Annotated in this window: 14 protein-coding genes and 1 pseudogene; 9 read left to right on the forward strand and 6 right to left on the reverse strand. The window is 44.1% G+C overall.

Features of this window, described 5'->3' with window-relative positions:
* Positions 1-15 precede the first annotated feature (15 nt).
* Entirely contained in the window at positions 16-1,752 is a 1,737-nt protein-coding gene (locus tag G6047_RS01370; protein WP_169525675.1) for a TonB-dependent receptor, read from the forward strand.
* Positions 1,753-1,780: 28 nt separating this feature from the next.
* Positions 1,781-2,227, forward strand: a complete 447-nt coding sequence (locus tag G6047_RS01375) for a hypothetical protein (RefSeq protein ID WP_169525676.1) — start codon at positions 1,781-1,783, stop codon at positions 2,225-2,227.
* Here the strand turns inward: G6047_RS01375 and G6047_RS01380 are convergent.
* Both G6047_RS01380 and G6047_RS01385 read right to left on the reverse strand, forming a co-directional pair.
* Entirely contained in the window at positions 2,220-3,740 is a 1,521-nt protein-coding gene (locus G6047_RS01380) for a phosphoethanolamine transferase (protein WP_169525677.1), read from the reverse strand. The genes G6047_RS01375 and G6047_RS01380 overlap by 8 nt on opposite strands.
* Positions 3,718-4,743, reverse strand: coding sequence for an acyltransferase family protein (locus G6047_RS01385; protein WP_169525678.1), 1,026 nt, complete (start codon positions 4,741-4,743; stop codon positions 3,718-3,720). The genes G6047_RS01380 and G6047_RS01385 overlap by 23 nt, the downstream gene beginning before the upstream one ends.
* A 284-nt stretch (positions 4,744-5,027) precedes the next feature.
* Between G6047_RS01385 and asnB the strand changes: the two genes are divergently transcribed.
* The 5 genes from asnB to secDF all read left to right on the forward strand — a co-directional run bounded on the left by asnB (position 5,028) and on the right by secDF (position 14,741).
* Entirely contained in the window at positions 5,028-6,644 is a 1,617-nt protein-coding gene (gene asnB / locus G6047_RS01390; protein WP_169525679.1) for an asparagine synthase B, read from the forward strand.
* A gap of 761 nt (positions 6,645-7,405) precedes the next feature.
* Positions 7,406-8,428: a dipeptide epimerase gene (locus G6047_RS01395; protein WP_169525680.1), complete on the forward strand. Its 1,023-nt coding sequence runs from the start codon at positions 7,406-7,408 to the stop codon at positions 8,426-8,428.
* 114 nt (positions 8,429-8,542) lie between these two features.
* Entirely contained in the window at positions 8,543-10,483 is a 1,941-nt protein-coding gene (gene gyrB, locus G6047_RS01400; RefSeq protein ID WP_169525681.1) for a DNA topoisomerase (ATP-hydrolyzing) subunit B, read from the forward strand.
* 120 nt (positions 10,484-10,603) lie between these two features.
* Positions 10,604-11,539, forward strand: a complete 936-nt coding sequence (gene mdh, locus G6047_RS01405) for a malate dehydrogenase (RefSeq protein WP_169525682.1) — start codon at positions 10,604-10,606, stop codon at positions 11,537-11,539.
* A gap of 220 nt (positions 11,540-11,759) precedes the next feature.
* The gene (secDF, locus tag G6047_RS01410) at positions 11,760-14,741 is read left to right on the forward strand and encodes a protein translocase subunit SecDF (protein ID WP_169525683.1); all 2,982 of its coding nucleotides are present in this window, start codon (positions 11,760-11,762) and stop codon (positions 14,739-14,741) included.
* 744 nt (positions 14,742-15,485) lie between these two features.
* Here secDF and lgt read toward each other — a convergent pair.
* The 4 genes from lgt to folE form a co-directional block, all read right to left on the reverse strand.
* Positions 15,486-16,418 (reverse strand): prolipoprotein diacylglyceryl transferase, encoded by a 933-nt coding sequence (gene lgt, locus G6047_RS01415; RefSeq protein WP_169525684.1) that lies wholly within the window; start codon positions 16,416-16,418, stop codon positions 15,486-15,488.
* Positions 16,419-16,573: 155 nt separating this feature from the next.
* Positions 16,574-16,813: a membrane protein insertion efficiency factor YidD gene (yidD, locus tag G6047_RS01420; protein ID WP_169525685.1), complete on the reverse strand. Its 240-nt coding sequence runs from the start codon at positions 16,811-16,813 to the stop codon at positions 16,574-16,576.
* Positions 16,814-16,864: 51 nt separating this feature from the next.
* Positions 16,865-18,349 carry a cysteine--tRNA ligase gene (cysS, locus tag G6047_RS01425; RefSeq protein WP_169525686.1) on the reverse strand — a complete coding sequence of 495 codons (1,485 nt, stop codon included), beginning with the start codon at positions 18,347-18,349 and terminating at the stop codon, positions 16,865-16,867.
* Between the two features lie 193 nt (positions 18,350-18,542).
* Positions 18,543-19,175, reverse strand: a complete 633-nt coding sequence (gene folE / locus G6047_RS01430; protein ID WP_169525687.1) for a GTP cyclohydrolase I FolE — start codon at positions 19,173-19,175, stop codon at positions 18,543-18,545.
* Between the two features lie 150 nt (positions 19,176-19,325).
* Between folE and G6047_RS01435 the strand changes: the two genes are divergently transcribed.
* The gene (locus G6047_RS01435) at positions 19,326-19,742 is read left to right on the forward strand and encodes a hypothetical protein (RefSeq protein WP_169525688.1); all 417 of its coding nucleotides are present in this window, start codon (positions 19,326-19,328) and stop codon (positions 19,740-19,742) included.
* A 120-nt stretch (positions 19,743-19,862) separates the two neighbouring features.
* Positions 19,863-22,050 (forward strand): annotated as a pseudogene (locus G6047_RS01440) (hypothetical protein); the annotation flags it as partial.

Consider the following 22,050-nt stretch of genomic DNA (forward strand, 5'->3'; position numbering starts at 1 on the left):
CCCTAAACCAAACGTATGAAATTCCAAGCCAGATATATTTTACTTGTCGGACTATTGTTTCCGACGGTTATCATCGCCCAGAAAAAAGACGAAAACATTGGGTCGGAAGTCGTGAATGTGGTCAAGCCGTATTCGCCGACATTGTCCGATGCTTATAAAATAAAGGAAGAGCCTGTTCTCGACGATGAGGAAAGCCTGAAAAAAGAACCGGTCAATTACAAGATTTTCTCGTTTCCGGTCGCTTCGACATTTACGCCTTCCAAAGGACGTGCAGCGGCCGTTGACAAAGCGGCGCGTGAGAAACTGTACCAGAATTACGTGACGTTCGGGATTGGGAATTACCTCAATATCTCGACGGAATTATACCTGACGCATGAGCTTGGCGACAACGGATTCGTGAGTGCCATGGTGCGTCATAATTCGTCCCAGGGCGGTATCAAGGATGCGCTTGTAGACGACGAATTCATGACCAATTCCATAGACCTGGCTTATCTGAACAAGATGCGTGAGATGAATTACCAGATCGATGCCGGTTACTATCACCGCAATTTCAATTGGTATGGTGTCGATTCCAATTGGATTACGGGTGCGGGTTCCGGAATTTACGAAAATTTCAATCCGACGCACAATTTCCAGAATGCCCACATTGGTGGAACCATTGGCGTGAACGATTCGTTTTTTGAAGGCATGAAACTCCGTTACGACCGTTTTTGGGATCGGTTCGATTCTGCCGAAAACCATTTGGTCGCGCGTCCCAATTTCAAATTCGACGTGGGTGGAAGCAACGTGAAATTAGGAATCGAAGCCGATTATCTTCACGGGGAATTCAGCCGTTTTTATCTTGTCGATGAAAAGAATCCATATACGATTTTCAACATCAGCGCCCATCCGTCGTTTTCGATCCAGCGCGACGACTGGACTATCAATATTGGCGCATCGGTACTGTACAGCATGGATTCCGAACGCAGCCTGAACCGTTTCCGTGTGTATCCGGAAGCCGAAGCCAGCCTCAAAGTCGTCGGTGATTTGATGGTTTTCTATGTCGGCGCTCAAGGCGGAATGGACCAGAATACCTATCAGAAATTATCTGAGATCAACCCATATGTTTCCCCAACGCTCAATATCACGCCTACAGATCGCCAGATTGACGGATATGCAGGTTTGAAGGGAATGCTTGCCGGGAATGTGAGTTATGACGTTCGCGGTTATTTCAAAGGCGAAAAAGACAAGGCTTTGTTCCGGTATAATATGCTGCCGGCTTTCGGACTGCCGTCATATCAGCCGTATCAATTCTCGAATTCGTTCGATGTGGTTTATGATGATGTACGCACGATTGGTGTTTCGGGAGATTTGAACGCCGATTTCTCTAAGACTGTTTCCGCCGGATTGTCTGCCCGTTTCGAAACATTCGATACAGACGACCAGGAAGAAGCGTGGAACCTGCCACAGCTGAGTCTGTCCGGTAAAGTCGAAGTTGACATCACACCAAAATGGTTCGCCGGAATGCAGGCTTTTTATGTTGGAAAACGCAAAGATGTGATGACACAGCTTGGAGGTGCCGTTATGGATCAGACTGTTGATGTAGACGGATATTTCGACCTGAACGCACACATCGGTTACAAACACAGCGATCGTTTGAGCGGCTTTTTGAAGTTCAATAACATCACGGCGCAGTCATATGAAAAGTGGCTCAATTATCCGGTTCAGGGATTTCAGGTGATGCTGGGCGCGGGGTATAAGTTTGACTTTTAATCTTGAATTAACGATTAACAATTAATAATTGCTCAAACAAAAAATCCACGCCCGCTATCTTCAGCTCGTCAATGATAAGATCGATGTGTTTCGCGATATGATTTCCGGGTTGGCAGATGATGCACAGAGCGACGCCAAAGGATCGGCAGGCGATAAGCATGAAACTGGTTTGTCCATGATGCATCTGGAACAGGAGAAACTGAGTTTTAAGCTTCGTGAATGTCTGGAACAGAAAGCAGTCCTGGACAAAATCGATCCCAATAGCGGACATTCGAGAATTGGAATCGGAAGTCTTGTAAAAGCAAACGGTATATTATTTTTTGTCAGCCTGGCTTTGCCAAAGATTGCGGTTGACGGTACAACCATTCTGGCACTTTCTCCAAATTCGCCACTCGGATCAAAATTGATGTCGCAGGCCGTTGGTTTTACTTTTGAAATCAACGGAACTTCATACGAAATACAAGAAATCAATTAATGTTTTTTTCCAGGTGCAGCAGGCTTTTTTTGTTGTCAATTCCTTTGATTCCGAAAAGGTCGATTACCGTTGGGAAAAAGAATTCCAGCTCCGTGTGTTTCAGGCGGATCGATTCAAGTCTTTTTATCAGTTGAGGATATTTCTTACCGAATCCGTCCGAATACCAAAAAAATAACCCCGGATTTGAAATTCCCTTTCCGGGTTGGGCATGCAGCCATTGGTTGTTTTCGCCAAGCATTTCCCCGTGATCTGATAAGTATATAACCAGTGTATTTGAAGGTTTCTCCTCGATTTTCCGAATCAGCTTGTCTACTACATAGTCCATGTAAAGAATAGTATTGTTATACGAATTAATCAGTTGTTCAGGCGAATTCGAGGTTACGTTTTTACTGTTTATGACCGGTTGAAAAATCCTGAATGCTGAAGGATATCTTGTCTCGTACCACCAATGACTTCCCATGAGATGGATGGCAGTGAATGCATTTCCTTTTGTTGAAAAAACGTTGTCGAAAACAGGGAGTAGTTTTTCATCATAGTCTTTCCTGAAACTCAGCTCAGAATGCATCGGGTCGAGGATTTTGCTGAAGCTGGCCTGTTTGGGAAACATTTCGAAGCTTTTTTCCGGGGTTTGGTTTCCAATCCAGCTGGTTCTGATTCCGGCTTGCTTCAATACCGATATCAATGAATATTTGGGTTTGTCGAAGGAATCTGAAAAGGTGGCGTCAGTCATGATTTGGGGAACGCTTGCGCCGGTATAGGTAAGAGGCGTGAAGGCATCCGGAAAAGTTATGATGTTTTTCCGGGCTGACAACAGCGGAGTGGTTTGCCGGATATATCCGTTGAGTTGCAGGTGATCGGCACGGACACTTTCGCCAAGAACAAGGATCACATTCAGGCTATCAGTGGTTTTTTTGACCGATGCGGGAACCGATCTGAAAACCAAATCGTTTTGTTGGAAATATTCCGTTGAGGCATAAAAAACATTGTACGGAAGTCGTCTTGAAAAAGATCCTGTTCTGTAGTTTTCGGTTACAAAAAAAATCGCGATTCCTATCAAGGCAAGAATCAGCAAAGGCGATTTCCACGCATTGACCAGAAGTTTTCGTCGTTGCCATACCAGAATAATGGAAGTGATGACCGATAAAACAAAATACAGTAAAAACTGCCAGCTGATGAGCCCGAAAACAATGTCGGGTTTTGTTTCAAGAGATACCTGGACGATGCCCTGAGAAATGGCGATGTCCTGAACGTATACCCAGAATGCGATCGAGGAAAAAAGCACGAAAAGAATCGGGAAAAATACGGTGAAGAATCTTTTATCGGCACTTACGAAATACAGAAACCCAAAAACACTCCATTGTATCGCCAGGAAATGTGCCCCGTAAAACAGGTATGCCCTGAAATCATGGAGCGGATAATGACTGAACGAAGCAAAAGTGATGAATGCGGCACACGCCAGATTCAGCATGAGATGGAAATAAATCTGGCCCTTATATTTTTTTATAACCTCCATTTAATAACGGCAGATATTTGTTTATGATGAAGAAAACCGGAATCAACAATACAATCTGGACGATGGTGTAACTGAATTTTTCCCATTCCGAAAAATTGAATTCCGTTTGTCCGCAGGCGAGCATAAGTACCAATTTAATGAAGGTAAGTGCCGTGAGGTGTAGGGCGAGGATCGTCATTGAAAATTTACCGATGAATCCAAAGAACCTGAAATAAGGAAATGTCTTGAAAAGCAACAGGATGAATATCCCAATGCTGATTCCGTTCAGGATGAAATACAATTCGTTCCCGTAACTGGCGCGGTACATTTCGATTTTTGAGTTCTTGCCGAGCAGCCAGATGTTGAGGATTCCGGTGAGAAACATCAGGATAATGGATTTATTCAGCGGCAGATTGGAAATGGATTTGAAAAAATGGTTCCCGAAAGCATAAAACAGAAGAGAGACCATCGCTACATTAAGGCTCCAGGGCAGATTGACTTTCGTAAAATGCGGATACAGTAATCCAATAATCGGAATCGTAGCCAGGAGTATGTATTGAATCGTTCTGTTTTCGATTTTCCGGATCAGATACAACAACACAAACGTCATAAAGATATTCGGAAGAAACCAAAGCGGAATGCCCCAATCCATATACTGGCGATCGCCTTGTGAGTAAAAAATCCCAATGAAATTTTTGACCGGTGATAAATTGAGTTTGGCGCTGTCCCCATAATCGCGGCCTATGACAAGCCAGAAAAGAAACAGGAGCGAACTCCAGATAAAGTATGGGATCATCACGGTTTTGAACCTCTTTTTAAGCTTCATGGCCGATGAAACCCTGGGATGGAAAAACCCCGCTACCATTATGAAAAGCGGCATTCGGAAGCTGTCGATATGTTTGCCGTAAACCGGGAAATTGTGGCCGTAAACCACTAAAAATATGGTTAGTCCTTTAACCTGATCGACCCAATCCAGTCTTTTGGAAGGTTTGGGGGTGTCAGGAATGTTGTCTGTGATTTTCATAAAGTGAACTCTTTTGCAAATGTATCGTTCTGTTTTCTAAATCGGCTAAAGATTTTGGAAGATGGATTTTTGAGGTTAAGCGAAGTCGCACCAATACGAAATTGTTCTGCCAGCGAAAACGTTTTTTATGATTGTAATCAAACTGGCTTTTTCGCGTGTGTATGATTTTAATTTTTTTTGTAAAAACAACATTTTGGTTTAAATATGTAACCATTTTAGAATTAAAATTTTCATAATTATAACTAAACAATAATCTTTGCCTCACCTAATCAAACAAGCAGGTTATGTGTGGAATTTTAGCAATCATCGGGAAAGGCAAAGACGAGAAGCTCGTAAGGGAACTTTCCAAGCGTATGTCACATCGCGGTCCCGATGAGAGCGACCTGCACGTCACCGAGAAAGGCCATATCCTGAGCCATGAACGTTTGTCAATCATCGACCTTCATTCCGGAAAGCAACCAATCCAGGGATGTAAATCTGCCTGGATGATCCACAACGGTGAAATCTACAATCATCAGGAATTGCGTTCGACGGTATTGAAACACCACGAATTCCGTTCTAAGTCAGATTCAGAAGTCATCGTTCACCTTTACGAAGAATTCGGATACGATTTTGTCCATATGCTCGACGGGGATTTCGCTTTCGTTGTTATCGATGGTGACGATTTTATAGCCGGTCGCGATCCAATGGGAGTGAAGCCGCTTTATTATGGGATAGACGAACGCGGAAGAACCTGGTTCGCATCTGAAATGAAACCGTTGGCCGATCAATGTAAAACCTTTTCGACATTTCCTCCGGGACATTATTACACCCCGAAAACCGGATTTGTCAAATATTATAAGCCTGAATACGAAGACCATGCTAAAGCGGTGAGTAAGCTCGATATGGATCTTCTCAGGCAAAAACTAACGGATTCCGTCCGGAAACGTTTAATGAGCGATGTGCCTATTGGTGTGTTGCTTTCCGGCGGACTCGATTCTTCACTGACATCGGCGATTGCCGCACGTGAACTAAAAGACAGTGGTAAAAAGCTTCATTCGTTTTCGATAGGATTAGATCCGACTGCGCCTGATGCCATCGCTGCAAGAAAAGTCGCGGAATTCCTCGGAACAGAACATGAAGAAGTCCATTTTACGATTGAACAGGGAATTGAAATCCTTGACAAACTGATCTGGCATCTGGAAACCTATGATGTGACTTCGGTCCGGGCAAGTACACCAATGTATTTCCTGTCCAAGGCGATTACAGATAAAGGCATCAAAGTTGTCCTTTCGGGTGAAGGAGCCGATGAGGTTTTCGGTGGCTATCTGTACTTCAGGAATGCTCCGTCAACAGAAGATTTCCAAAAAGAAACCATCGAACGCGTACAAAAACTGTTTACCGCAGATTTACTCCGCGCCGATAAATCCACAATGGCGCACGGACTTGAAGCCCGTGTTCCGTTCCTTGACACACAATTCCTCGACGTCGCCATGACGATTGAAGCTGAGCAGAAGCAGCCAAAAACCTATGACGGCGTCGAAAAGTATATTTTGAGAAAAGCGTTCGATACACCAAATGACCCGTATTTGCCGTCTGAAGTTCTATGGCGACAGAAAGAGCAGTTTTCTGACGGTGTCGGTTACAGCTGGATTGATACGCTGATCGAATATTGCTCGTCCCAGGTAACCGATGGGCAAATGGAAAAGGCAGAAGAGCGTTTTCCGTACAACACGCCGCTTACCAAAGAGGCGTATTATTACCGCGATATTTTCCATAAGCATTATCCGCAAAAAAGCGCTGCCCAAACGGTGCGCAAGTGGATCCCGAAATGGCAGGATAACCAAGATCCAAGCGGACGAGCAAACGCCGCCCACGTCCAGGCCGATGTTGAAATTGCAAAATCCAATAGTATCGTATAGTTGTTTAGTTGGTTTGTTATATAGTTGTTTGTATTTTTTTTTGAAGCGCCGGGTTTGTAGTTATCCCGGCGTTTTTTTTTGTGAACGGCTAAGTCAGTTCCGTCGATGGCTACGAAGCAGTCTTTTGCTCCCGGTTGAAATTTTTCTCGTCGGTCACGTAGCGCTGCTACGCTACTAGCTTCGCTCAGTTCGGCCAAAGCCTCGGGTCTTCGCAAAACTCCAACCGGAAACAAAATCCTGGCTTCTCGCGCGCCACCGGAACTGGCTTCACCGTTCTGGCCACGATTGTGGCTTTAGTAGATCTGTGATGTCATTCCGTCAGATAGACTTTCTTTTTAGAATTTAGCCGTGTCGTAATGTTTTTTATGGCGGCAGGTTCCCGCTGTTGCTCATAGTCCTCGTTTTAAATCGCGGTTTTTATAGTCTTGAGGCGAGCTTCTTTTAGTCGCTGCCTCAATCCTTAAAAGCCAGCATTTTAAAACTGCGGGCTAACCGCTGCCATCGGGGCCGCATGCGTCTTCGGTCGCAACTGATGTATTAACTTTAACCTTCAGCTTTTAACAAATGGTGCAGAAAAAATGTACCATAGTCAAATTGACTTTCCTTATTTTAAACCTTCCAGGTCTTTAAGACCTGGAAGGTTTATAAAACCCCGAAGGTCTCAAAGACCCGGCAGGTTTTTAAATTTACACTGTAGCCGTGATGAAGACCACATCGGATCGACTCTCAATCCAATATTCTATCTTAGCTAAAAAAATCCGTTGGCGCTTACTTTATCTTATCGTTTTTTCGACCTGCCGCTAAAACACCCTTTTACTATTTCACGCTATACCGTCGAAATCCAGCAAACTGTTATCGCCATAATCTCTGATGGAGAAATGTCAGGTTATGGAGAAGCCACTGCAAACCCATATTACCACAGCACCCGAGAGCGAATCGGCAACGCCATTGAAAAACTAAAGCCATTAGTTTCGAAAGCCGGAAATCTTCATCCATCTGAACTCTGGCCCAAATTAGAGGGTGAAATCCCCGAAGATTATTTTGCCCTTTGTGCCGTCGATGTCGCCTATTGGGATTACTATTCGCGAAAACAAAAAAAGCGGCTTCGAGATTTGCTTTCAGACGGAACAGGAAATACGCCTTTAACTTCCTATACTATCGGAATAGATACATTGCCGGAAATGAAGCGAAAAGTACTCGAAATGCCTTGGCCGTTATACAAAGTCAAACTCGGAAGACCGAACGACATGGAGATGGTGCGTGAATTACGTTCCATAACCGATTCGACCTTTCGTATTGATGCCAATGCTTCGTGGACAAAAGATCAGGCGTTGGAAAACTCGAAGATGCTTGCCGGAATGAATGTGGAATTCATAGAACAGCCTTTGTCAGCGTCAGATGTTGACGGCATGAAGCGTCTGAAAAAATATTCCCCATTGCCTCTTGTCGCAGATGAAAGTTGCCAGACCGAACAAGATGTTCTTTTATGCGCCGACCAATTCCATGGCATTAACATCAAACTCATGAAGTGCGGAGGAATTACCCCGGCTTTACGAATGATTGATCAGGCCCGTGAACTCGGTTTGAAAGTTATGGCAGGTTGCATGACAGAATCGACTATCGGGATTTCTGCGCTATGTCAGCTTGCCGGCCTTTTGGATTATATCGATGCCGATGGCGCATTGTTGCTTGCTTCTGACATTGCTGTCGGAGTATCGTTTTCCGACGGTAAAATTATCTTCAGCGAAAACGATGGAACTGGGGCTGAGTCCATAGGTTTTTAATCAACAAAATGTTGATAACTTAACCTTCAAATCTATATTTAAAGCCGCATTAACGCTGCTATTTCGCTATATTTGCGCGTACGTCAAAAAAGGCGTTTTTAGGACCAAAAATTTATGAGCGAAGAAGTTAAGAAAAACAACTATTCAGCAGACAGTATTCAGGCATTAGAAGGAATGGAGCACGTAAGGATGCGTCCTTCCATGTATATAGGCGACGTCGGCGTGCGCGGATTGCACCATTTGGTGTATGAGGTAGTCGACAACTCCATTGACGAGGCGATGGGTGGGCACTGCGACACCATCTCTGTAACCATTAACGAAGACGGATCTGTTACTGTAGAAGACAACGGGCGCGGTATTCCTGTCGACATGCATAAAAAAGAAGGCGTTTCTGCCCTTGAGGTTGTAATGACCAAAATTGGTGCGGGAGGTAAGTTCGACAAGGATTCGTACAAGGTTTCGGGCGGATTGCACGGCGTTGGGGTTTCTGTAGTAAATGCACTTTCGGAACACATGAAATCTGTCGTTTTCCGCGAAGGAAAAATCTACGAACAGGAATACGAACGCGGAAAGGCGCTTTATCCGGTAAAACAAATCGGGACGACTGAAAAACGCGGTACGCAACAGACTTTCTTTCCGGATACACAGATATTTACACAGACTATAGAATTCTCATATGACACGCTTGCGGCCCGTATGCGTGAATTGTCTTTCCTGAACAAAGGCGTGACGATTAATTTCATGGACAAACGGGAAGTCGATGAAAAAGGTGAATTCAAGGCTGAGACATTCTTCTCGAACGAAGGTTTGAAGGAATATATCCGTTACCTCGATGGAAACCGCGAGCCGATCATCACACACGTGATCAGCATGGATCATGAAAAAGGAGAGATTCCGGTTGAAGTGGCGCTGATTTATAATACGAGTTATTCAGAGAATATTTTCTCTTACGTAAACAATATCAACACACATGAAGGAGGGACGCACTTGCAGGGTTTCAGGACCGGTTTGACGCGTACGCTGAAGAAATATGCAGACGCATCTGGCCTTCTGGATAAATTGAAGTTCGAAATTGCCGGAGACGATTTCCGTGAAGGACTTACGGCAATTGTATCGGTCAAGGTCGCTGAGCCTCAGTTTGAAGGGCAGACGAAAACCAAGCTTGGAAACCGCGAGGTAGTTTCTCCGGTAAGCCAGGCGGTTTCAGAAATGCTTGAGAACTATCTTGAAGAGAATCCAAACGACGCGAAAATCATCGTGCAAAAAGTAATCCTTGCTGCCCAGGCACGTCACGCTGCTAAAAAAGCACGAGAGATGGTCCAGCGGAAGTCTGTTATGGGTGGAGGCGGATTGCCGGGTAAATTATCCGATTGTTCCGAACAGGATCCGGAAAAATGCGAGATTTTCTTTGTCGAGGGTGACTCGGCGGGCGGAACGGCAAAACAAGGCCGTGACCGTGCGTTCCAGGCGATCATGCCGTTGCGGGGTAAAATCCTCAATGTTGAAAAAGCCATGCACCACAAGGTTTTTGAAAACGAAGAAATCCGAAACATCTTTACGGCTCTTGGCGTAACAGTCGGAACCGCCGAAGACAGCAAAGCATTGAACCTCGAAAAGTTACGCTACCATAAAGTAATCATCATGTGTGATGCCGATGTCGATGGAAGTCACATTGCCACATTGATTCTGACTTTCTTCTTTCGTTTTATGAAGGAACTGATCGAAGAAGGTCACGTGTATATCGCAGCACCTCCTTTGTACCTTGTTAAAAAAGGAAACAAAAAAGAATATGCATGGAACGACGATCAACGCGACCTTGCCAACGAAAGAATGGGTGGTGGTGCAAACGTCCAGCGCTATAAAGGTTTGGGTGAAATGAACGCCGAACAGCTTTGGGAAACAACCATGGATCCGTCAAGCCGCACGCTTCGCCTGATTTCGATCGACAGCCTTGCTGAAGCAGACAGGATTTTCTCGATGCTTATGGGAGACGAAGTTCCGCCGCGCCGGGAGTTTATTGAGAAGAATGCGGCATATGCGAAGATTGATGCGTAAATAAGTTCAAAAGTTCGTAGTTCGGAAGATCGGAAGAAATTGCAAACTTGAGTCATCTTCCGATCTTCCGAACCAAGAACTTCCGAACTAACAAATAAATAAAATCAAATCAACAATAAAATGAAAGTAACCATAGTAGGTGCCGGAAACGTAGGCGCAACCTGTGCCGATGTAATTTCTTACCGCGGAATAGCTTCTGAAGTTGTCCTGTTGGATATCAGGGAAGGTTTTGCCGAAGGTAAGGCGATGGACATCAGCCAATGTGCGACGAATACTGGTTTCAACACCAAAGTGAGCGGTGTGACCAACGATTACTCAAAAACGGCCGGGAGCGATGTAGTCGTAATTACATCCGGGATTCCGAGAAAGCCTGGAATGACACGTGAAGAACTGATTGGCATCAATGCGGGAATCGTGAAATCGGTAGCCGATAACGTGCTTCAGCATTCGCCTGACGCTCTCATCGTGGTGGTTTCAAACCCGATGGACACGATGACATACCTGACACTCAAAGCTACGGGATTGCCTAAGAACCGTATCATTGGAATGGGTGGCGCTTTGGATAGCTCGCGTTTCAAATATTACCTGTCGAAAGCATTGGACAAACCATCCAACGATGTATCTGCCATGGTTATTGGCGGTCACGGGGATACGACTATGATTCCGTTGACCAGACTGGCTTCTTATAATGGTATTCCGGTTTCTGAATTCCTGTCGTCCGAACAACTGGCTAAAGTCGCTGCAGATACTATGGTTGGAGGAGCGACGCTTACGGGCTTACTTGGAACTTCAGCCTGGTATGCGCCCGGAGCTTCGGTTGCTTACCTTGTCGATTCTATTTTGAACGACCAGAAAAAGATGATCGCCTGTTCGGTTTTCCTTGAAGGAGAATATGGGCAAAGCGACATTTGCATTGGCGTTCCTTGTATCATTGGAAAGAACGGTATCGAACAAATCCTCGACATCAACCTTGATGAAAACGAGAAGGCTTTATTTGCAAAAAGTGCCGATGCAGTCCGGAACATGAACCAGGATTTAAAATCGGTATTGGCCTAAACGACATAACATACATAATTATAAAGACTGCTGGAAATGCAGTCTTTTTTTCGATTAAAACGCAAATAAATTGGTTTATGATTCCCATAATTATATATTTGCACGTTTTAAAAAATCGGGACCTTTCAAGATGTGTGCAAGCATTGTGATTATCAATTTGTTAGCGCTCCTGATCCAGACCAAAAGACAACTAATTTCAGAATAATTAATTTTTAGAGTAATGCAGAATAGAGGACTTGTCAAGTTTTTTGCAATCTTATTTGCGCTGGTAAGCATTTATCAGTTAATGTTCACATTCGTCGCTGACGGCGTGGAGAAAAATGCCAAGGAATTCGCGAAAGGGGATTCGGAAAAAGAAGTGAAATACCTTGATTCCATTGGCAAAAAAGAAGTGCTGAACCTTGGCTTTACCCAATTCACCTACAACGAGGTGAAGGACAAGAAAATCAATAAGGGACTTGACCTGGAAGGTGGTATCAACGTAATCCTTGAGATTTCGGTACATGATATTTTGAAAGGTCTTGCCAACGACTCTAAAAATCCTGTTTTCAATAAATCTCTTGACGATGCCAAAAGTGATCGCAGAGGTAACGAAGATTATCTGGATGCTTTCTTTGAAGCATTTGAAAAAAATTCAAATGGTACACTAAAGCTCGCTTCACCTGAGGTTTTCTCTAATAAAATCATGGGTGACGAGGTCAACTTCAAAATGTCGGATAACGATGTTAAAAAAGTAATCCGCAAAAAAGTCGACGAATCTATCGGAAGTGCCTTTGAAGTATTGCGTAAGCGTATCGATAAGTTCGGTGTGACCCAGCCTAACATCCAGCGTCTCGGAAGCTCAGGTCGTATCCTTGTGGAATTGCCGGGGGCTAAAGATGTGGACCGTATCAAGGCATTGTTGTCAAGTACGGCCCAGCTTGAATTCTGGGAGACTTATAAAATCGAAGAAGTAGGCCAGTTCCTTCAGGCTGCCAATGAAGCGTTGAAGAAAACAGAAAAAGCAAACCAGGCTACTCCGCAAGTGGCCGAAACCAAAACAACCGGAATTGACACGTTGCTTACCGGAAAAACTAAGGATTCTGTTACCGATGCCTCTAAAAAAGACCTTGGGCCATTGTTCTCCAAAATTATTTCTGGTGGCGGCGGACCGGTTCTCGCGATCGTTTCTCCTGAAGATGCCAAAACAATCAGTGGTTATTTGAATCGCAGCGATATTCGTGCGTTGCTTCCTGCTGAAATGAGCCATGCCAAATTCGTTTTTGGGAAACCGGTTATTTCAAAAGATCCGAAGCAGAAGGGTGCTGAAACCGTAGAGATGTACGCCCTTAAAGGAAATCGTGCCGGAAAAGCAGCTATGAGCGGAGGTGTTGTTACCGATGCCACCGATACATTCGACCAAATGGGCAAGCCAGCGGTTTCCATGCAAATGAACGGAGCCGGTGCCAAACAGTGGGAAGAACTTACAGGAAAAGCTTATACAGAAAAAGGATACATTGCCATTGTTCTTGACGATGTTGTTTATTCTGCTCCGGGTGTAACCAGCGGACCTATCGCAGGTGGGCGCTCCGAAATATCCGGAAACTTTGACGTTACCGAAACAAAAGACTTAGCCAACGTATTGCGTGCGGGTAAACTTCCTGCTGCTGCCGAGATTGTGCAGTCTGAAGTTGTCGGGCCGTCTTTGGGTCAGGAAGCTATTGACAACGGAACAACTTCGGCTCTTGTTGGATTACTCATCGTTTGTCTCTGGATGGTGGTTTACTACGGAAAAGCAGGTTGGTTTGCCAACGCTGCGCTTGCCGTGAACCTGTTGTTCCTTTTCGGAATCCTTGCAAGCATTGGTGCGGTATTGACATTGCCGGGTATCGCAGGTATCGTATTGACTATGGGTACTGCGGTAGATGCGAACATCATTATCTATGAAAGAGCTAAGGAAGAATTGCGTCACGGCGTTACATTGCCGGAAGCGATCAAAGCGTCTTTCGGATGGAAAGGAGCCATGCGTTCCATCATCGATGCTAACGTAACCCACGTGTTGACCGGTGCCATCCTTTTGATTTTCGGAACTGGCCCTATCCAGGGATTCGCGACTACATTGCTGATTGGTATCATAACATCATTGTTTACATCTATCTTCATCACAAGAATGTTGCTTGACTGGAGTGTTAACAGAGGTGATAAACTGCAATTCGTTACCGGATTCTCTAAAAACTTCTTTACCAATTTCCATTTCGATTTCCTTAAAGTGAAAAAATGGACCTACGGATTTTCTGCATTGGTAACCATCGTAAGTATCATTTCGCTTTCGACACATGGTTTGAACCCGGGTGTTGACTTTGCGGGTGGACGTACATTCCAGGTTCGTTTTGAGCAGCCGGTGGATGCTGATGCGGTTCGTGAAGAATTGGTGAAAGTTTTCGGAAGTGCCGAAGCGAAGAAATTCGGAGAAGACAACCAGCTTAAGATCGTTACCAAATACGAAGTTGAAAAACACGGATTAGAAGTCGATAAAAAAGTGAACGAAATGTTATTCGGTGCGCTTAAAAAGCATTTCAAACCCGATATGACGTATGAAAAATTCGTTAACATATACGACGGTAAGCAAGCCGGAATTCTTAATGCTTATAAAGTAACGCCAACCGTTGCAGAAGATATCAAGACCAATTCGTATTGGGCCGTTTTAGGGGCTATGTTGGTCGTGGCATTGTATCTTGTGATTTCATTCCGCAAATGGCAATATAGCCTTGGTGCTCTTGCGGCCGTTGCGCACGACGTAATCTTTGTATTGGGTATTTACTCTTTGCTTTGGAAATATATGCCTTTCGGGATGGAAATCGACCAGCACTTCATCGCGGCTATCCTTACGGTAATCGGATACTCCATGAACGATACGGTAATCGTATTCGACAGGGTTCGTGAATTCCTTGGAGGTAAAGAAAAAGGTACGTTCAACGATATCGTTAACAAATCCATCAACTCGACCATGTCACGTACCATCAACACGTCGTTGACCATGATCCTTGTGTTGACCATCATGTTCATATTCGGTGGGGAATCTATCCGCGGATTTATCTTCGCGATGCTGATAGGTATTATCGTAGGAACCTATTCATCGTTGTTCATCGCAACACCGGTATTGTGTGATACCATTCCGGACAGCGAACACAAACGCATCGAGGAAGAGCACAATAAAGCTTAATCTTTACGATTTCAATAATTAAACCCGCAGATATTATCTGCGGGTTTTTTGTTTGGTATAAGTTCAGGATAATTTTTACACGGTGTCTGGTTTACTGTCAGCCTTGCTTGTTATTAAAGTTGTAATTAAAGCGTCATTGCGGAATCTTTTCGTATTTCTATAGAGAATTTTTCAGTCCAAAAGAAAAGGCCGCCATTGGCAGCCTTATTTCTATTTTAGATTTATCCGAAATGTATTTAGTGACGTCGGAGTTTTTATGCTACAATCCGTGGGTAAAATACGGTGCACATCATGCCTTGGCTCGCTTTTTCTGAATGAGGGCAAAGCGGTGTCTGGAATTTTGAGCATTTCAAACAATCTGTTTCCCTGTTAAGTACCGCACGGAACTCATAAGCGCCGCAGGCTTGGGTTTCAGCTGTAATCACTTCGTGTACGTTACAAAGTTGTCCTTTGATATGGTGGTCGCAATTACCACAACAATTTGCCAGTTTAATATCCATAACAATACTTATTTTGAAGTTGCACTTCTGGTTAATTTTTCAATACATTCAAAATTACACAGAACAATTGTTAGAAAAATTCTAAATAGCTGCTTTACAGTAATTTGAAAATAGAATGATTAAAAATAGAGTTGCAAATTATTATGAGTCACAGATTTAAAATAATAGATCCAATGTCTGAAACTGTATAAAAACATAAAAGCCCGCTATGAAACGGGCTTTGCTTTTACATCTGTTTTTTAGATTATAACTTTTCCGGAACTGGCTTCTGAGCGAGGAATATCAGTATGAAACCGGCAATTATAAAAGGGATGCTTAACCATTGGCCTGTCGAGAAAACACCCAAAGCACTTTCAAATCCGCCCTGGCTTTCTTTTACAAATTCCACAATAAATCGCACCGACCATAAAAGCACGAGGAAAACGCCAAAAATCAATCCGGTTTTTAAGCGGGCATCGGTCTTCCAATACATATACATCAAAATTGCAAAAACGAATATGTATCCGAACGCTTCGTATAATTGGGTTGGATGTTTTGCAGGTACTTCGGCAAGCAGATTGGCGAATTTCGGGTCGTGAACAATTGCGGCGTATGCTTCATTTGTGTTTTTAATTCCGGTTCTCAGTACGGCTTCCTTGTGGCTGAACTCGTCTTTTACGAAACGGATGCCAAAAGCCGAATCTGTCGTGTGTCCGATAATTTCAGAATTGAAAAAGTTACCCAATCGTACAAAAATACCCCCGCAGGCAACAGGTAGCGCGACCCTGTCCAAAACCCAAAGCAACGAACGATGGATTACTTTTTTGCTGTAAAAATACATGGTTACGATAACCGCTATAGCTGCACCGTGACTCGCTAGACCCTGAAAACCGGTAAATTCAAAGTCCGGATCAAAACGGAATGGCAGAAGTATTTCGGAAAGATGGTTTCGGTAATATTCCCAATCATAAAAGAAAACATGCCCCAGACGCGCACCAAGCAGTGTGGCTAAAACCGTCCAGATAAATAAGGTGTCCAGTTTTTCAAGTGGTTCGCCCTCTCTCTCAAATATTTTTTTCGTGATAAACCAACCGAGGCCAAAAGCGATTACAAACATCAGGCTGTAATAGCGGACCATAAAAAAACCAAGGTCCAGGCCTTCGCTGGGATTCCAGATGATGGCAAGTGGGTGCGTCATGTAGTTTAGTTTAATGCGAGCGGTAAAAATAAGTAAATTAGGGTAAACCGTTTTGGTTTAAGAGAAATTTGGCAAGTTCAACTCTAATGAGTTTTAAAACGCTATTTGCGTTGAAAATAAAAGCCTCAGGTAGCGTAATGAATATAAGGAATAGCTTATTCTTTTAGATTTTTCTCCGGAACCGGATCATAACCATGTCCGCCCCACGGATTACAGGAAAGGATTCTTTTGATTCCAAGATAGCTTCCGTAAAAAAGTCCATGAATTTCAAGGGCTTGTATAAAGTATGTGGAGCACGTGGGTTCGTAACGGCAGGAGGAAGGTAAAAAAGGGGAGATCCCCGCTTTATAAAAACGAATCAGTAAAACAAAAGGGGCGATAAGAATTCGTTTCATAAAAATAATTCAGGCCGAATAATCAACAAATCGGCAAACATCACATCAGCATCACGAAATACTAAAAGTAGTTCCTTCTTTTCCGTCTTTCAGCTGAATACCCAAGTCAAGCAATTGGTCGCGTATCTGGTCGCTCATGGCGAAATCTTTATTCGCACGCGCCTGGTTCCGCATCTGGATAAGCATATTGACAACGTTCTCCAGTTTTCCAAGCGTTCCCGAATCTCCTTTTTCTGTATCAAGGCCAAGAATATCGAATACGAAAGCGTTCATCAGTTTTATGAATTCTTCCAAATCCGAGGCATTCAGGCTTTCGCGTCCGTCGTTTATCAAATTGACAAAACGGACACCTTCGAACAATTGTGCAATCAGGATCGGACTGTTGAAATCGTCGTCCATGGCGTCATAGCAAGCCTTTTTCCACGAAGCAATATCGAGGGTCGATACATTTTTTCCGGCTTGAAGTTCACCAAGCAATGTAAGGGCTTCCATGAGTCGATTGTAGCCTTTTTCGGCAGCTACTATTGCATCGTCAGAAAAATCAAGAATGCTCCTGTAATGTGCCTGCATCATAAAAAAACGCGTCACCGATGCCGTGAATGCTTTACTCAATATGGTATTATCTCCGCTCAGAATTTCACCCGGCAAAATATTGTTGCCAGTAGACTTCGACATCTTTTTTCCGTTCAGCGTCAGCATATTGGCGTGCATCCAATAATTGACCGGAGGTTTTCCGGTTGCCGCTTCGTTCTGTGCGATTTCGCATTCATGGTGCGGAAACTTCAAATCCATTCCGCCTCCGTGTATGTCGAAATGCTCGCCCAGGTATTTGGTACTCATTGCCGTACATTCCAAATGCCAGCCCGGGAAACCGTCGCTCCACGGTGAAGGCCAGCGCATGATGTGGTGCGGATCCGCCTTTTTCCACAACGCAAAATCGGGTGCGTTCTTTTTATCCGATTGGCCATCGAGGTCGCGTGAATTGCTCAGCATATCGTCAATGTTGCGGCCGCTTAGCTGTCCGTAATGATATTTTTCATTGAACTTGACCACGTCAAAGTAGACCGATCCGTTAGATTCATAGGCGTAACCGGAATCAAGGATTTTCTGGACAATCTGGATCTGTTCGATAATGTGGCCAGTCGCCGTGGGTTCAATGCTTGGCGGAAGAAAGTTGAAGGCGCGTAGAATTTCATGGAAATCCACCGTATATCGCTGAACGATTTCCATCGGCTCAACCTTTTCGACACGGGCTTTTTTGGCAATTTTGTCTTCTCCGTCGTCCACATCGTCCACAATATGGCCCACATCTGTAATATTCCGCACATACCGAACCTTATAACCCAAATGGCGCAGGTATCGGTAAATCATATCGAACGACATAAACGTCCGCACGTTGCCCAAATGCACATTGCTGTACACCGTCGGGCCGCACACATACATACCCACATTACCCTCATGGATAGGGGTAAAGACCTCTTTTTCGCCAGACAGCGAATTATAAATTTTAAGTTCCTGGGTTTTGTAAAGCGGCATAGTGTCGGAGTTTAGAAGCTGTTTCCGGCTCCCGCTATTAGTCCTCGCAATCCAGTCGTTATTTTGTATATTTTCCAATGGCTTCCTTTGGTCGCCTTGCAAAAAAATCAAAATAATCGCCTGTCCCGCTGTGGGCTAACCGCTAAGATCCGGGCTAGGGCTGTCGGGCAAAAGTCGGGAATTCGGCCCGAAATTAAAAACGTGTTTCCAGTTTTATGTAATCGAGGAATTCGCGTTTGGTCTGTGCCTCTTTGAATTTCCCGCCGAACTCAGATGTTACCGTACTGCTTTCAATGTCCCTGATACCTCGGGAATTGACGCAAAGGTGTTTGGCATCCATCACGCAGGCGACATCTTCAGTGCCTAATGCAAGCTGTAATTCCTGTACGATCTGCATGGTCAGACGTTCCTGTACCTGAGGCCTTTTGGCAAAATGATCCACAATACGGTTGATTTTGGAAAGGCCAATCACATTACCATTAGAAATATAAGCTACATGAGCCCTGCCTATAATAGGTAGCAAATGATGTTCACAGGTAGAATAAACGGTGATGTTTTTTTCTACCAGCATCTCGCCGTATTTGTAGTTGTTGCTGAACGTGGAAGGGCTTGGCTTTTTTGCCGGGTTCAATCCGCCGAAAAGTTCCTTGACATACATTTTAGCCACGCGGTTCGGTGTTCCTTTTATGCTGTCATCAGTAAGATCCATGCCTAATGTCTGCAGGATACTCTCTACATGACCTTTGATTATTTCGATTTTTTTATCGTCTGGAAGCTCAAAAGCATCTTCGCGGGTAGGGTTTTGCGCGCGTTGATTGTTACTCATATGCGTAAGTGGGATATTGTTTATTTAACCCGCGCAAAGATAGGAATTCCGACTGATAATTGAACCCGGCATAATAACGGGATTAATTAAAAAATTAACTTAGTTATAATGTCAAATTATTGTAAATTTCGCCTCTTCAAATAAATTCCCATGTCATATAAAACATTATTTGCATCCATTCTATTTATAACCGGTAGCCTTTGTTTTGGGCAAACTTCAAATCCGTGTAATTTACAGTACAAAATCAAGGCAATAAATGGAGATGAAGCGTCCAATGCGCGCCGATCAGTAAAACTCGATTGGGATTTTACGGCTGCGCTGGCATCCGGCGCATCAGTCAAAATCGAAATCGTACCTGTAAAGGATTGTTGGGAAACAGATAATGCCACTCAGTTCCGTGAAACTGCTTTTTATCCCATCACTCAGGAAAATGCGGTTTCATCGGCGTCATACACCATAGCTAATTTCAGGACTAAATGCTTTAAGTGGCGCGTTGTACTGGACGTTGCAACTTGCCATGAAGAATCTGCCTGGACATTCCAATCCATCATACCAAATCGCCAATAACGTACTATGAGAAATTTCTATTTTTCTTTGATCGCTTGTTTTGCATTTTTTCCTGCGTTTTCGCAATGCTTTAACTGTGATAATTCTACTCCATTTTGTGGGGATGAAATAAACAACTCCATGGAATTCCCTAACTGTACGGGGTCAACGGGGCTTGGGGATGTAGGTTGTCTTGGTTCTACGCCAAATGGAACATGGTTTACCTTAAAAATAGACCAGTCAGGTAATCTCCAGTTCGATATTACCCAAACGTCTCAGCCCAACGGCAACGGAACAACGCTGGATGTAGATTTCATAGCCTTTGGCCCTTTCAGCCAGGATCCAAACGATCCGAACTTCCTTGCCAGTTTATGCGACGGCATAGATTACGATTGGTGCGACTCTTGTCCCAACAACACAACAAGTCCTAATTATTATCCTGATGGATTGGTTGTGGATTGTTCGTTCGATGCTTCATATACCGAAACATTGCACATCGACAATGCGCAGAACGGACAAATCTACATGGTATTGATTACGAATTATTCAGACGATCCGGGTTATATATCTTTCACACAGGAATCGGGTGCAGGTAGTACAGACTGTAATTATGTTTGTCCGCTAACGTTTATAGATCCGGGCTTTATATGTCCGGGATACGATGTAACCCTGGTAGCAGAATCTGATGCAGTCAACCCAACATTCCAATGGTATGATCCGGCAGGTAATGCCATTCCTGGGGCTACCACTAATCAACTTACTGTTTCTGTTCCGGGTATTTATACACTCGAGGCCAATGGAACCATAGCTACAGGTTCGGCTTGTAATAATACACAAACAGTAGAGGTTTTCACTTCTCCGCCACCTACGTACACAGCGCCAACTACATTGTTTGCGTGTAATGAGCCGGGGCCTGCCGTTTTTGATCTTACCTCAAATATTCCACCGGAATTGAATCCGAATACCGTGGCTTTTTACCACTCGGAACAAGATGCATTATATTTGTTCGATAATATTACAAATCCTACCACGTATCAGGGTGCCGATGGAGAGATAATCTGGATGTCCATCGAATCTGTAGGTAGCGGATGTATTTTTGCAGATTCCTTTCCTTTAGGATATTTCTGTGAGGAGGTACAGGCAGGAACTCCGGGAGATCTGACACTTTGTGCCGATGCTTCAATACCATCAAACGTGGCGTCTTTTGATTTAAGTGGTATCGATGCCCAGACATTAGGGGCAAATTCGGCAGCAGATTACCAACCAACCATCCATTTGAATTCAGGTGATGCAGATACCGGAGCCGCACCAATAGATCCTGCTGTTCTGTTTAGCGGTACAGATGGTCAGGTGTTGTGGGTTCGTCTTGAAAAGATAGCAGATCCTACCGTGTATTCTACAGCTTTCTTTACCCTTCACGTTAACCCGTTGCCAACAGGTACTATCAGTGCAAGTGCAACTTCTGTTTGTATTGGCGGAACGACTCCTCAGGTGACTTTTACGGCTACCACAGGAACGGCGCCATTTACCTTTACTTATACTGACGCTACTGGTCAACAGTCGCCTTCGGTAAGTGGTAATTCCCTGACTATAGATGTTCCTGCTTCTACAGCCGGACCTGTTACGGTTACATTTGACTCTATTGTAGATGCGAATGGCTGTTCACAACTTATAAATCAAAGTGTAAGCATAGATGTGCTTCCTTTGCCAGAGGCGACGATTACCTCTAACGTTGCCGGAATATGCCAAGGATCAAGCCCAATGACCGTAACGTTTACGGGTTCAAATGGAACTGGGCCATATTCATTTACCTATTCGGTGAACAACGGATCTCCTTTGGTTATGGATTCGACATATCCCACATATCCTAATTATGTTGTAGATACTTCTATAGTAGGTCCCGTTAATATTACCTTACTGGAAGTATCGGATGCCAATTGCTCAAATTTCCAAGGCGATATTCTAAATCTTGAAGTTTACTCTTTGCCATCTGCCTCAGCTACAGTAAGCGCCAGTCAGGTCTGTCAGGATGCGCCTCAACCAACGGTTACGTTTACTGCTGACCCTACTTTAGGAGAATCTCCTTATACGTTTAATTATACCCTTAACGGAGGAATCGTACAAGGCACGACGCTTGCTCCTGGAGAAAATATTTTCCAATTCGTAGTAAGCACAGCTTCTACCGGAACTTATGATGCTGAATTAATCAGCATTTCGGACGTCAACGGCTGCATCCGGCAGATCAACCAGACGGTGAGTGTGACTGTCGTGGGGGCACCTGTTATCCCTTCTTTCCCTGTGTTGCATGTCTGCGACGACAATAATGACG

The sequence above is a fragment of the Flavobacterium silvaticum genome (assembly GCF_012911565.1).
GTDB lineage: Bacteria > Bacteroidota > Bacteroidia > Flavobacteriales > Flavobacteriaceae > Flavobacterium > Flavobacterium silvaticum.

Bases quoted from the DNA above. Each gene is read 5' to 3' on its own strand.
- mdh (WP_169525682.1), top strand. From the start codon at position 10,604: ATGAAAGTAACCATAGTAGGTGCCGGAAACGTAGGCGCAACCTGTGCC.
- asnB (WP_169525679.1), top strand. From the start codon at position 5,028: ATGTGTGGAATTTTAGCAATCATCGGGAAAGGCAAAGACGAGAAGCTC.
- secDF (WP_169525683.1), top strand. From the start codon at position 11,760: ATGCAGAATAGAGGACTTGTCAAGTTTTTTGCAATCTTATTTGCGCTG.
- G6047_RS01435 (WP_169525688.1), top strand. From the start codon at position 19,326: ATGTCATATAAAACATTATTTGCATCCATTCTATTTATAACCGGTAGC.
- G6047_RS01380 (WP_169525677.1), bottom strand. From the start codon at position 3,740: ATGGAGGTTATAAAAAAATATAAGGGCCAGATTTATTTCCATCTCATG.
- gyrB (WP_169525681.1), top strand. From the start codon at position 8,543: ATGAGCGAAGAAGTTAAGAAAAACAACTATTCAGCAGACAGTATTCAG.
- yidD (WP_169525685.1), bottom strand. From the start codon at position 16,813: ATGAAACGAATTCTTATCGCCCCTTTTGTTTTACTGATTCGTTTTTAT.
- folE (WP_169525687.1), bottom strand. From the start codon at position 19,175: ATGAGTAACAATCAACGCGCGCAAAACCCTACCCGCGAAGATGCTTTT.
- G6047_RS01370 (WP_169525675.1), top strand. From the start codon at position 16: ATGAAATTCCAAGCCAGATATATTTTACTTGTCGGACTATTGTTTCCG.
- lgt (WP_169525684.1), bottom strand. From the start codon at position 16,418: ATGACGCACCCACTTGCCATCATCTGGAATCCCAGCGAAGGCCTGGAC.
- cysS (WP_169525686.1), bottom strand. From the start codon at position 18,349: ATGCCGCTTTACAAAACCCAGGAACTTAAAATTTATAATTCGCTGTCT.
- G6047_RS01385 (WP_169525678.1), bottom strand. From the start codon at position 4,743: ATGAAAATCACAGACAACATTCCTGACACCCCCAAACCTTCCAAAAGA.